Here is an 11,141-nt window from a genome sequence, read left to right on the forward strand (position 1 = left end):
TCCGTCATGTCTGGGCCGATGGTGGTTATCTGGGCAAGCTGGTCACCTGGACGCTGGAAACACTGGGCTGGACATTGGAAATCATCAAACGCAGTGACAGGGCCACAGGGTTTCAGGTGCTGCCCCGTCGCTGGGTGGTGGAACGCTCATTGGCGTGGTTGACGCGCTCACGTCGGCTGAGCCGGGACTATGAAGGCCGCTGCCATACTTCCGCTTCCTGGTGCTATCTCGCCAACATTCGCCTGATGCTCCGTCGCCTCGACCCATCCGTCGAACCTTTATAAACACGCTCTTAGCCGAACTGGCAGCGCCGCGCTTCTGTTGACTATTAGACCGCTGGACTGTTAGACGGTTTGACCGCCCCTCACCCCCAGCGCCGTCCCATGAGTTCCCACTTGCCTTCCCAGACATGCGCCGGAATAGTCTGCGGGTCCAGCAGGCCCTGCAAGTCGCGCTCGCTCAGTTCGCCGTATTCGCCCACATCCATGTCGCCCAGCCAGTAGCCGCCCACGCGGTAACGCATCAGGCGGCCCACCGGGTGGCCGATGGCTTCCAGCATCCGGCGCACCTGACGCTTACGGCCCTCGCCCAGCGTGATGAACGCGCCGTCGCTGGCCGGGGTGGCGGTGATGGCGGTGGCCAGACCGTCTTCCAGCATTACGCCCGCCACCAGTTGGTCCAGCTCGTCCTGGGTGGGAGGCTCCTCGCCGTGGGTCCAGGCACGGTACGCCTTCTCGTGGCCGTAGCGCGGGTGGGTCAGGTTCAGGGTCAGATCGCCGTCGGTGGTCAGCAGGAGCAACCCTTCCGAATCCCGGTCCAGCCGCCCGATGGGATGCAGGCCAGGAATATTCGGCATGGCGTCCAGCACGTTCTTGCGCCCGTACTCGTCGCTGGCGGTGGTCACGTAGCCGCGCGGCTTGTACAGCGCATAGGTGACCTTCTGCACCGCCCCGGTGTCCAGCAACTGGCCGTCCAGGCGAATATCGTCGGCGTCCGTGACGGTTTGCCCCAGCGTTGCGACGACGCCGTTAACCTGCACGCGCCCGGCCTTGATCAGTTCCTCGGCGGCGCGGCGGGAGGCGACTCCGGCACGGGCCAGCCGCTTTTGCAATCTCTCAGCGCTCATTGCTCCACCTTAACGGACGGGCTGCGGCGGGACGGTACGGCCAGCAGGGCCACCACCGCCAGCAGCAGCAGCAGCGCCGACAGCGCCAGCATCAGCGTCCTCATGGCGGGGGGCAAGGCGTCGCCGCGCACGGCAGCGGGCAGCAGGGCGGCCACGGTCAGCAGGTTGCCCCCGGCCAGCCCACCCACCCTGACTGCATCTGGCGCGAAACCTGCGGCCACCTGAAACGCGCCCCAGGCCAGCAGCAACCCGCCCGCCACACGCGGCAGCCACAGCGGTGAAACCCCCAGCGTGGCCGCCAGAGACGGCGGCAGAAAATACAACAGCAGCCCCAGCGGAATGAACAGCAGGGCGGTCAACCAGAACGAGGCACGCAGCACGCCCGCCAGTTTAGGGGTTGGGTACGGCAGGATGTGGGTGAGAGGCGGCGTTTCTCACGCGTGCGACGTATGGATAGCGCATGGGACGAATGGAACGCTTCGCGCAGTCCACCTTTGCGCCGTGGCCGGATGGGAAGGCAGGAGTCAGGGCATACCCTTTCCAAGAGACATAAGATCAGGCCATGAGACAGGTCAAGTCTATGGGCGGTTTGGTCTGGAGCGCCGTGCTGCTCACGGCCACGGTGGGCTGCGGACCGGCTCCGGTCACGCTGGACCGCCTACCGCTGCCGCCCTTCGCCGTGGAGGGCAAATACAACGGCAGCTATGAAACCCGCGTTGGTCTGGCAATCATGGGCGCACGCAACCAGCTTGAGCCGAGTTACGGACCGCTGGATGTCGGGGATTTTGCGCTGATGGATGAAGGGAAAGGGTGGAACGATATTGAAGTGTTCTATTCGCAGCCCGCTTTGCAGAAAGCGCTGGCCGATGCTGGTTTCGTGCGTCAGAACCTCACTTCTGGCCGTCCGGGGCGCTCTCAACTGGCGGTTTGGACGCGGAAACGCACCTTCGGCAAGGATGAGCTGCTGGCGGCCCTGTACGTTCCGGGAAATCCTGACGATCCTCTGAATTTCATGTTGCGAATTCACGCCCCGGCCCCAAAACGCTGACGGCGCACGCTCTATAGGGTGGCCCCACGCTCTACCATCTGCCCCATGCCCGTGATTGCCGTTGACAAACCCCTGCACCTGACCTCGCACGACGTGGTGAACCGCGCCCGCCGCGCCCGCAAGACCAAGCGGGTGGGCCACACTGGGACGCTGGACCCGCTGGCAACGGGGGTGCTGGTGCTGGCGGTGGAGGGCAGCACCAAGGTGGTGCAGTTCATGGAGGCCGACAGCAAGGACTATCTGGCGTGGATCAGTCTGAGCGCGGGAACGCCGACGCTGGATGCCGAGGGACCAGTGGACGAGACGGAAGACGTTCCACCGCTGGACGAAGCCGAGATACGCGCCGTCCTCGCCACCTTCACTGGCGCACAGAAACAGATTCCCCCGCAGTACAGCGCCATTCAGGTGGGCGGCGTGCGGGCCTACGCCGTGGCGCGGGCCGGGGGAGAACTGGACCTGCCTGCGCGGGATGTGATGATCCACTCGCTGGAACTGCTGGGCGTCTATGACCGCGTGCAGGACGCGCCGCGTACCTTTCACCCGCAAGGCTGGAATCCTGCCGCAACGGGGCTGACCTTTCCCCTACCGGAAGCGCTGGGCGAGTTTCCCACCCTGCTGGTGCGCGCCAGCGTGGGCAGCGGCACCTACCTGCGCTCGCTGGCGCGGGATGTGGGCGCATCTCTGGGCCTGCCCGCCCACCTCTCGGGTCTGGTGCGGACGCGGGTGGGACGCTACAGCCTCGCGGACGCCGTGCAACTTGAGAATTTAGAGGCAGCTACTGGCCTGAGCGATCTGAACGCACTGGACTTTCCGTGCATTGAAGCCGACGAGGGGATGGCCCGCGAACTGCGCCAGGGCAAACGCCCCCAGCGCCCGGAAGTCGGGCGGCATGTGGTCACGCTGGGGGGCGAACTGGTGGCCGTGGTGGACGGGGACGGGGAACAGTTGAAGGTGGTGCGGGTGTGGGCATAAGCAGGGTTCAGAAACAGCCTGAGCAACTTATTTGAGGCTTGGCCTGCCCGGTGGCCCCCTCACCCTCCGCCGCTACGCGGCTCCTCCCTCCCTCGTGCCGAGCTGTGCCAGTCCCACAAGGGGCGAGGGGAAACATCACAGGCTATAGACCCGGAGCCACTTCCGCCCGCACCGCACCAATCCCTTCCAGTCCACCCGCGAACCTGACCAGCAACTCGTCCTGCAAGGCGGGAGCGATGAACTGAATACCCACGGGCAACCGCTTACCGTCCACGTCCTCAAATCCGGCGGGGACACTCAGGGCAGGCAGGCCCGCGAGGTTGACCGCCACGGTGTCCACGTCGGCAGCGTACATGGTCAGCGGATCGTTCATCTTCTCACCCAGGCGGAAGGCTGGGAATGGACTGGTGGGCGTGACCAGCACGTCAAAGTCCGCAAAAGCGGCGCTGAATTCATCGGCGATCAACCTGCGTACACGGGTGGCCTTGCTGTAATAGGCGTCGTAGTAGCCGCTGCTGAGGGCGTAGGTGCCGATCATGATGCGGCGCTGGACCTCGCGCCCGAAACCGCGTTCACGGGTGCGGGTCATGCTGCCCAGCACGTCGCCCCCTGGTTCGCGGCTGCCGTAGACCATGCCGTCGTAGCGGGCCAGATTGCTGCTGGCCTCGGGCATGGAGATCAGGTAATAGGTGGCGATGGCGTGCCTCAATGCGGGCAGGCTGACCTCGCCCACGCTTGCGCCCGCACTGCGCAGGGCGTCCAGGGTGGCGTTCAGCACGGCGCTGACCCCAGTCGTATTGCCGCCCAGACTCTCGGTGATCACGCCCACGCGCAGGCCGCGCAGGTCTTCGGGCGTTCCGGCGGCGAAGGCGGGCGGCGCGTCCAGACTGGTGGCGTCGCGTCCATCGTGTCCGACGATGACGTTCATCAGCAGGGCCAGATCGGCGGCGCTGCGGGCCAGCGGGCCGATCTGGTCCAGACTGCTGGCGTGGGCCACCAGGCCGTAGCGGCTGACCCGCCCGTAGGTGGGCTTGAGACCGTACACCCCGCACAGCGCCGCAGGCTGGCGCACCGAGCCGCCCGTGTCGCTGCCCAGACTGACCGGCACCAGACCCGCTGCCACCACTGCCGCGCTACCGCTGCTGGTGCCACCGGTCACGCGCGAGGTGTCCCAGGGATTCAGCGTCGGGCCAAACGCGCTGCTCTCGCCGGAGCTGCCCATCGCAAATTCGTCCATGTTGGCCTTGCCCACGACTACCGCGCCCGCGTCCAGCAGGCGCTGCACGGCAGTGGCGGTGTACGGGCTGACGTACTGTTCCAGCATCCGGCTGCCGCAGGTGGTGCGCGTGCCCGTCAGGTTGAGGTTGTCCTTGACGATGACTGGCAGGCCAGCCAGCGGCAGGATTTCGCCCGCTGACACACGCGCCTGCACTGCCGCCGCCTGTTCACCCGCGTGGTCATTCAGACTGATCAGGGCGTTCAGCCCACTGGCCGCCTCAGTACGGGCAAGTGCAGCGTCCAGCAGGGCGGCAACGGTGGTTTCACCCGCCTGCACGGTGCGGACGAGTTCGGCGGCGGAGTGGGGATCAGTGGACGGCAGCGGCATACCGCGCCAGTGTACCGGGCCGGGGTCACGGGAAAGTGCCGTCACCGGGAGTTTTGCCCCGCCGCAGACCTCTGCAAACGTGGCTGCCCAGCCGTGACCGGGGCAGGGGCGATCCGGCATGTCGCTGCGGGCCAGAGGGCCGACACATCAGCACGCCACCGACGCTCATGAGCCTGTGTCTTCCTCTGTCAGAGGGAACCAGAATGATCTTTTCCCCCGGCAATATTCGTTAAAGATCCAGTGTCTGGACCTGGAAAACTGCTGGAAACAGCATTTCACCAGCAACATGAGATGTTTTATAGAGTTACGTAAGTGTGGGTGACATATAGTGTCCGCATGCAGGCTGCGGGAGCGCCCAACTGGTCATACGGCCTGCTGACGGATGTGGGTCGTCAGCGGCGCGGTGGGGTCAATCAGGACGCCGCCCTGGCGCTCGATCTACCCCAGGGCGGCCTTTTTGCGGTGGCCGACGGCATGGGGGGACACGCCGCCGGGGAACTCGCGGCCACGCTGGCGCTGGAGGCCCTGAGCAGCCATTACCTGACCAGCCGCGTCTCGCCGCCCGCAAGACTGGCCGAAGCCGTGCAGGCGGCCAACGTGTCCGTGCTGCGCCACGCCGTCGGCGAGTATATGGGCATGGGCACCACCCTGATTGCCGCGCTGATCGACCGGGGCGCGCTGATGATCGCCCACGTCGGCGATTCACGCGCCTACCTGCTGCGCGGCAGCGAACTGCACCGCCTGACCGAGGACCATTCCTGGGTCAGCGAACAGGTGCGGCTGGGCCACCTGACCGAGGAAGAGGCCAGGGACCACCAGTGGCGCAGCGTGGTCAGCAACGCGCTGGGCGGCGAGGAACGGGTGCGGCTGGAACTGTTCGGGCTGCGGCTGTGCGCCGGGGACCGGGTGCTGCTGTGCAGCGACGGCCTGAGCAGCGTGGTGGCCGACAACGAACTGCTGGAACTGCTGGCCCGTCCACTGGTGCCAGAGTCCGTGGTGCGCTGCCTGATCGACGCCGCCAACGACGCGGGCGGCCCGGACAACATCACGGCGCTGGTAATCGACATCCAGCAGGACCAGCACCTGCCCAGCTACGACCTCCCTGTCCCCCAGAACAGCGGTCCCGATTACGTGGACGCGCTTCTCGGCGCGCAGCGGGGCAACAGCCTCAACACCTACCTGCTGCTGATGCTGGCCTATTTCACGCTGCTGGGCGTGATCCTGCTGCCCGGCCAGCGCATGTTGATCGCCGTCTTCGGCACCGCGCTGCTGGCCGGGATTCTGCTGGTTCAGCGGCTGGCCCTGATCCGCCGGGCCAGCGGTCAGTTGGGCCGCCCCAGCGCCGTCCTTGAACCTGCCAGGAGCGTGCCTGCCCGGCCCCCGTCCACACCCAAGTCCCAGCATTCCACCCAGGACACCTGAATACGGAATCGGCCCCCGCACACCTGATACGGACTGCCGGCTGTAACGCCCTCAAACTGGGAAAGCATTAGTTTGCCAACTCCACGCCCGGAACCCGCTTCCCTCATTCTCGCTCTCGTCATGAACAGACGCCCATGACTGGCACAGCCCGAAGGGAGGACGCTATTCCTCCCGCTCGGATTTCCATCGTTTTTGCAAACGATTCAATTAGATTCCGTATGACACTGCGACGGCTTCAGCAAAAGGTCTCGCGCCCTGACCCACGGACCGCTATGCTCGGGGCATGAAAGACATTGTCCAGACCGCCGACGCCCCCGCCGCCATCGGCCCCTACAGCCAGGCCGTCGTTTTCGGCAATCTGGTGGTCACCAGCGGTCAGATTCCGCTGACCCCCGGCGGCCAACTGGTGGAGGGCGGCATCACCGAGCAGACCGAGCAGGTCATGCAGAACCTGCGCGCTGTGCTGCGGGCTGCGGGCACCGATCTGGAGCGGGTGGTCAAGACCACCGTGTTCCTGGCCGATATGAACGAATTCGCCGACATGAACGCCGTTTACGAGCGCCATTTCACGGCCCCCGCCCCGGCCCGCAGCACCGTCCAGGTGGCCCGGCTGCCCCGCGACGTGCGCGTGGAAATCGAGGTTCTGGCCGAACTGCACTGATACCAATCAGAAATAGAGATCCAAACCTCCTGCGACAGAAAATAGCCCCTCTCCTGTGAAGGCAGAGGGGGCTTTGTGTGACCCTGTAGGCGGGGGCGACGGGAAGGCCGCACCCCCGATCCAACTCATGCTACTCCAGCGTCTGAACACCGCCACCATTGACGAATAGCGTCTGCCCACTGACCCAGCCCGAAATCGGCGCGGCAAAATACAGCACCGCCCCAGCGATGTCCTCCGGCTCGCCCAGGCGCTTGATGGGCGTGTGGGCCAGCATCTGCGCCTCAATCTCGGGGGTCAGGACGGTGGACAGGGCGTGGGTGCGCGTCGCGCCGGGGCCGACAGCATTGACGCGCACTTCCGGGCCAAAGTCCATCGCCAGATTGGCCGTCATATGGTTCAGCGCCGCCTTGGAGGACGCGTAGGCGCTGATGCTAGGGCTGCGGTTGATGCTGGCCATCGAGGTGATGTTGATGACCGAGCCGTAGCCCGCGTCCTTCATCTGCGGCACGCACAGTTGGCACAGCCGCCACGCGCTGAAGACGTTGAGTTCAAAGACCCGCGCGAAGTCTTCCACGCTGATCTTGAAGGGGTTTTCGCGTCCCGCACCGCCGCCCCCGGCGTTATTCACCAGGATATGCAGGCCGCCCAGTTCGGCCACCGTGCGCTCCACCAGATTCACCAGGTCCGCGTCCACGGTCACGTTGCAGGCCACGGCGATGGCGCGGCCACCCGCCGCCGTGATCTCATCGGCCACCGCCTGCGCGTCGTCTGGCTTCAGGTCACTCACGGCCACTGCCGCACCCGCACCCGCCAGCATCAGCGCGGAGGCGCGGCCAATGCCGTTGCCGCCGCCGGTTACCACAGCCACCTTGCCGCCCAGCTCAAAAAGATTCGTTATGTCCTGTCCGTTCATCTTGCCTCCCACTGGCAGAACCAGTGTGTCCCGACTGTAACGGAAGGTTTTCCAGAAACCGGAATGGGCAAGGGAGCATCAAGACTGGAGATGACACGCGCTGAAACTGAATGGGAAGGGTGAGAAACGGCGTCCAGCCCCGTGCGAGGCGCAGGGCGCGAACACGCGACGCGGCGCTGTTCGCAGCGCGGGTATACTGACGCGCCCCGACAGTCCATCTGCTCTGGCCCCCACCACGGAGATTTTTCCCATGCCCGATGATCTGTCCTCCCCCACCACGGAACCGTCCACCCCCAGCGCCCCGCTGTACTCCCCCGCACGGGTGCGGGAACTGCTGACCCAGCACGGGTTGAAACCCACCAAGAGCCTGGGCCAGAATTTCCTGATCGACGGCAACATCCTGCGCGCCATTGCCGAGGCCGGACTGGCGGGCGGCCCGGCCCAGGGCACACCCGTGCTGGAGGTCGGCCCCGGCCTGGGCGTCCTGACCCGCGAGATGGCCACGCGCGGCGCACAGGTCACGGCGCTGGAAAAAGACCAGAAACTGCGCCCGGTGTTGGCCGAGACGCTGGCAGGGTTGGACGTGAAGGTGGTCTGGGGCGACGCGCTGGAGTTCGACTATTCCTCGCTGCACCCCGGCACGCGCGTGATCGCCAACCTGCCGTATTACATCACCGGGGTGCTGCTGTCGCGCTTCATGCACGCGCCCGCCATCGTGTCGGCCACCGTGCTGGTGCAGAAGGAAGTGGGGCAGCGGCTGGCCTCCCGGCCCGGCGAGGACAACTACGGCTTTCTCACGGCTCTGGCCTCGCTGTACGGCACGGTCAAGCATGTGCGCGACGTGCCGAAAGGGGCGTTCTTTCCGGCCCCGGACGTGACCAGCAGCGTGATCCGACTGGACTTTGACCGCTCGCGGCCACCGCCGCCGCCCGCACTGCTGAAATTTGTGGAGGCAGCCCTGGCCCACCGCCGCAAAACGCTGCGGAACAACCTGCGGATGATCGGCCAGGACGGGGTGGCCATCGACGCAGCGTTGGAAGCAGGAAACCTGCGCCCGGACGTGCGTGCCGAGGACGTACCGCTGGACGCCCTGCGGGAATTGGCGCAGCGGCTGGGCGTGCTAGGGTAACAGGTACGCTTCCACGCCCGTGAACAGTCTGCCTGACCCCCTCCGTGACGGGGCCGCCCGCCTCTCATGTCCCGGTCTTTTAATGGCCCTGTGACCATCACCCCGCTCCACCACCGACCTATTCTCAATACGGGGTCCGCCCCGGAGGTTTCCCCTTGAAGTTCTACGTAATCGGCGACGTGACCGTTGACCACCTGTACCACCTGAACAAGCTGCCCAGACCCGGCGAGGAGGTCACGCCCCTGCGCGCCAGCATGAAGCCCGGCGGCGCGGGCGGCACCATTGCCGTCACACTGGCCCGGCTGGGCCACACCGTGACGCTGGCCGCGTGTGTGGGCGACGATCCCTTTGCCGAATACGCCCTGAGCCGCGTGCGCGAGAGCGGCGTGAATGAGGCCGCCATCCAGCGCAGCGCCAGTCACCTGACCAGCACCATCACCCTGATGCAGACGGCAGACGGCCAGCGCACCATGATCAGCGACGGCGCGGCCAACCGCCAGCTCGATCCCTCCAAATTGAAGAAAAAGGATGTGGAGGCGTGCGACGCCCTGATCGTCAACGCCTACAGCCTGATCGAGGGGCCGCAGCGCGAGTTCACCTTGCAGGCCGTCGAGTACGCCCGCAGCGCCAAGAAACCTGTGCCCGTCTTTACCGATCTGGGCACGGGGGCGGTCAACAAGGTGGGCACCGGACTGCGTGAAGAGGCGCTGAATTCGGATTACCTGACCCTCAACCAGCACGAGTTGCAGGCGCTGACGGGCACCCGTTCGATCAGCGCGGCCCTCAAGCAACTGGGCGAGGCCGGGGCGCAGAAGGTGGTGGTCAAGGTGGGCAAGATGGGCAGCATCATCTGGACCCCCACCGAGACCGAACTGGTGGACGCCGTGCCGCCCGAGGGCGCGGTGGTGGATTCCACTGGCGCGGGCGACACCTTCACCGCCACCTTTGCCCACGCGATCCTGTCCGGGGGCAGCATGGCCGAGAGTGCCCGCGCCGCGAACGCCGCCGGAGCGCTGGCCGCCACCGGCTTCGGCGCGCAGGAACATCCGATCACTGCCGCCGATCTGGCTGTGGCCGTTCCAAAGGCCAAGAAAAAATAGTTGTTCCCCTCACAAGCATTAAAAAAAGAGGCACCGACATCTTCTCGGTGCCTCCCTTCTCTCTCAGCTCAGGCCCGCAGCGCTGGGAGGTCCGGCAGCACGCGCGTGATATACGGCTTCCAGCTCCCCGAAGGCTGGTTGCGCGGAATCGGCTGCCCGGCGTCGTTGACATAGACCATGCGGAAGCGCCAGCGCTTGACCTCCAGTTCCCCGGCCTCGCGGTAGTGCATTTCCACGTCCAGGTTGGTGGCGGCGGGGTCCGTATCGCGGGCGGCCAGCAGATTGAAATCGGTCAGTTTCTGGGTGCCGTACAGCTCTTTGGTGGCCTTGACGGTCTGCTTCCTGGGCGGCGTGCCGTGGACGGGCAGCAGCCGCGACATGCTGGAATAGTCCCGCTTCTGCCAGCAGGACAGGAATTCGGTCAGTGCCTGTTGCGGAGTGGGAGTATTCATACCGCCATTATCTCAAATCCGGCCTCACGTTGCCTTGAGCGTTGTGGCGTATTCGGGGGGGTCGGCAAAATGGCTCGGGGTGGGCCGATCTGGTCCCGCTAGATTGCAGCGATGCTGCGTCCCCTTGACCTGACCGTCTGGCCCCGCCGCCAGATTTACCAGCACTTCCGGCAGAACCCCTGTACCTTCAACGTCACCGTTTCCGTGGACGTGACGGCGTTCAAGAGCAGTCTGAAAGAGGCGGGACTGCCCTTCGTCCCCGCCCTGATCTACTGCATCTGCGCGGTGGTCAACCGGCTGCCCGCCCTGCGGATGGGCTTGATCGAGGGAGAACAGCCCGGCGTCTGGGACAGCGTTTTGCCCCTCTACACGGTCTTTCACCCGGAGACAGAGACTTTCTCGGCCCTGTGGACCAAGAGTTTCCAGTCCTGCGCCACACTGCGTCTCAAACAGCCTCCAACAGTGGTGAACCAGGAAAAAGTGCGGTCAGGACGAACTTACGGTGTTCTTGGGCCGCCAGATGCTGTGCAGCACGCCATGTGAGTTCGGGATCTCGTTTTCTGACCTCCAGGACGGCATGAAAGGCTTGAACCACCAGAAAGGCCCAGTTTCGGTGTGCCTGGATGTCACGGTAACGGCACTGGCCGAAACTCAAGTTCTGTTTAACAAGGCGGTGAATGACTTCGATCCCCCAGCGGGCTTTCCAAGCCCG

General features: G+C 65.4%; 13 protein-coding genes. 8 read left to right on the forward strand and 5 right to left on the reverse strand.

The features are described 5' to 3' along the window. Nucleotides 1-284: IS5/IS1182 family transposase (locus Q319_RS0120270; RefSeq protein ID WP_029484250.1), on the forward strand; the 284-nt coding region annotated here is incomplete at its 5' end. An 80-nt stretch (nucleotides 285-364) separates the two neighbouring features. Here the strand turns inward: Q319_RS0120270 and Q319_RS0120275 are convergent. After that, on the reverse strand, nucleotides 365-1,126 hold the full coding sequence (locus tag Q319_RS0120275; protein WP_029484251.1) for a pseudouridine synthase: 762 nt from the start codon (nucleotides 1,124-1,126) through the stop codon (nucleotides 365-367). Beyond that, nucleotides 1,123-1,506 (reverse strand): hypothetical protein, encoded by a 384-nt coding sequence (locus Q319_RS0120280; protein ID WP_034416047.1) that lies wholly within the window; start codon nucleotides 1,504-1,506, stop codon nucleotides 1,123-1,125. Before Q319_RS0120280 ends, Q319_RS0120275 begins: the two co-directional genes overlap by 4 nt. Before the next feature lie 182 nt (nucleotides 1,507-1,688). Here Q319_RS0120280 and Q319_RS0120285 point away from each other — a divergent pair, with 182 nt between their 5' ends. Together Q319_RS0120285 and truB are read left to right on the forward strand one after the other, a co-directional pair. Continuing rightward, entirely contained in the window at nucleotides 1,689-2,174 is a 486-nt protein-coding gene (locus Q319_RS0120285; RefSeq protein ID WP_156039491.1) for a hypothetical protein, read from the forward strand. Between the two features lie 45 nt (nucleotides 2,175-2,219). Next, on the forward strand, nucleotides 2,220-3,146 hold the full coding sequence (gene truB, locus Q319_RS0120290; protein WP_029484254.1) for a tRNA pseudouridine(55) synthase TruB: 927 nt from the start codon (nucleotides 2,220-2,222) through the stop codon (nucleotides 3,144-3,146). A 142-nt stretch (nucleotides 3,147-3,288) separates the two neighbouring features. Here the strand turns inward: truB and gatA are convergent, their stop codons facing one another. Beyond that, complete coding sequence (gene gatA, locus Q319_RS0120295) at nucleotides 3,289-4,752, reverse strand: Asp-tRNA(Asn)/Glu-tRNA(Gln) amidotransferase subunit GatA (RefSeq protein WP_029484255.1); 1,464 nt, start codon at nucleotides 4,750-4,752, stop codon at nucleotides 3,289-3,291. A 336-nt stretch (nucleotides 4,753-5,088) separates the two neighbouring features. Between gatA and Q319_RS0120300 the strand changes: the two genes are divergently transcribed. Further along, complete coding sequence (locus Q319_RS0120300) at nucleotides 5,089-6,174, forward strand: PP2C family protein-serine/threonine phosphatase (protein WP_051655607.1); 1,086 nt, start codon at nucleotides 5,089-5,091, stop codon at nucleotides 6,172-6,174. A 283-nt stretch (nucleotides 6,175-6,457) separates the two neighbouring features. After that, nucleotides 6,458-6,835, forward strand: a complete 378-nt coding sequence (locus Q319_RS0120305; protein ID WP_029484257.1) for a RidA family protein — start codon at nucleotides 6,458-6,460, stop codon at nucleotides 6,833-6,835. 130 nt (nucleotides 6,836-6,965) lie between these two features. Here Q319_RS0120305 and Q319_RS0120310 read toward each other — a convergent pair whose 3' ends face one another. Further along, entirely contained in the window at nucleotides 6,966-7,748 is a 783-nt protein-coding gene (locus Q319_RS0120310; protein WP_029484258.1) for a glucose 1-dehydrogenase, read from the reverse strand. Between the two features lie 250 nt (nucleotides 7,749-7,998). On the opposite strand from Q319_RS0120310, the gene rsmA reads away from it, so the two are divergent. Together rsmA and Q319_RS0120320 are read left to right on the forward strand one after the other, a co-directional pair. Beyond that, on the forward strand, nucleotides 7,999-8,877 hold the full coding sequence (gene rsmA / locus Q319_RS0120315) for a 16S rRNA (adenine(1518)-N(6)/adenine(1519)-N(6))-dimethyltransferase RsmA (RefSeq protein ID WP_029484259.1): 879 nt from the start codon (nucleotides 7,999-8,001) through the stop codon (nucleotides 8,875-8,877). A gap of 155 nt (nucleotides 8,878-9,032) precedes the next feature. Then, nucleotides 9,033-9,977, forward strand: coding sequence for a carbohydrate kinase family protein (locus Q319_RS0120320; RefSeq protein ID WP_029484260.1), 945 nt, complete (start codon nucleotides 9,033-9,035; stop codon nucleotides 9,975-9,977). Nucleotides 9,978-10,045: 68 nt separating this feature from the next. On the opposite strand, the gene Q319_RS0120325 is transcribed toward Q319_RS0120320, so the two are convergent. Continuing rightward, complete coding sequence (locus Q319_RS0120325) at nucleotides 10,046-10,429, reverse strand: hypothetical protein (protein ID WP_029484261.1); 384 nt, start codon at nucleotides 10,427-10,429, stop codon at nucleotides 10,046-10,048. Nucleotides 10,430-10,540: 111 nt separating this feature from the next. On the opposite strand from Q319_RS0120325, the gene Q319_RS0120330 reads away from it, so the two are divergent. Further along, nucleotides 10,541-10,972: a CatA-like O-acetyltransferase gene (locus Q319_RS0120330; RefSeq protein ID WP_051655608.1), complete on the forward strand. Its 432-nt coding sequence runs from the start codon at nucleotides 10,541-10,543 to the stop codon at nucleotides 10,970-10,972. Nucleotides 10,973-11,141 lie beyond the last annotated feature (169 nt).

Origin of the sequence: Deinococcus marmoris DSM 12784, from assembly GCF_000701405.1 — a bacterium.
Lineage (GTDB): Bacteria > Deinococcota > Deinococci > Deinococcales > Deinococcaceae > Deinococcus > Deinococcus marmoris.

What these genes read in the sequence shown, in the direction of transcription:
- Q319_RS0120325 (WP_029484261.1), bottom strand. Translation starts at nt 10,429, where the DNA reads ATGAATACTCCCACTCCGCAACAGGCACTGACCGAATTCCTGTCCTGC.
- Q319_RS0120330 (WP_051655608.1), top strand. Translation starts at nt 10,541, where the DNA reads ATGCTGCGTCCCCTTGACCTGACCGTCTGGCCCCGCCGCCAGATTTAC.
- Q319_RS0120285 (WP_156039491.1), top strand. Translation starts at nt 1,689, where the DNA reads ATGAGACAGGTCAAGTCTATGGGCGGTTTGGTCTGGAGCGCCGTGCTG.
- Q319_RS0120305 (WP_029484257.1), top strand. Translation starts at nt 6,458, where the DNA reads ATGAAAGACATTGTCCAGACCGCCGACGCCCCCGCCGCCATCGGCCCC.
- Q319_RS0120275 (WP_029484251.1), bottom strand. Translation starts at nt 1,126, where the DNA reads ATGAGCGCTGAGAGATTGCAAAAGCGGCTGGCCCGTGCCGGAGTCGCC.
- rsmA (WP_029484259.1), top strand. Translation starts at nt 7,999, where the DNA reads ATGCCCGATGATCTGTCCTCCCCCACCACGGAACCGTCCACCCCCAGC.
- gatA (WP_029484255.1), bottom strand. Translation starts at nt 4,752, where the DNA reads ATGCCGCTGCCGTCCACTGATCCCCACTCCGCCGCCGAACTCGTCCGC.
- Q319_RS0120310 (WP_029484258.1), bottom strand. Translation starts at nt 7,748, where the DNA reads ATGAACGGACAGGACATAACGAATCTTTTTGAGCTGGGCGGCAAGGTG.
- truB (WP_029484254.1), top strand. Translation starts at nt 2,220, where the DNA reads ATGCCCGTGATTGCCGTTGACAAACCCCTGCACCTGACCTCGCACGAC.
- Q319_RS0120300 (WP_051655607.1), top strand. Translation starts at nt 5,089, where the DNA reads ATGCAGGCTGCGGGAGCGCCCAACTGGTCATACGGCCTGCTGACGGAT.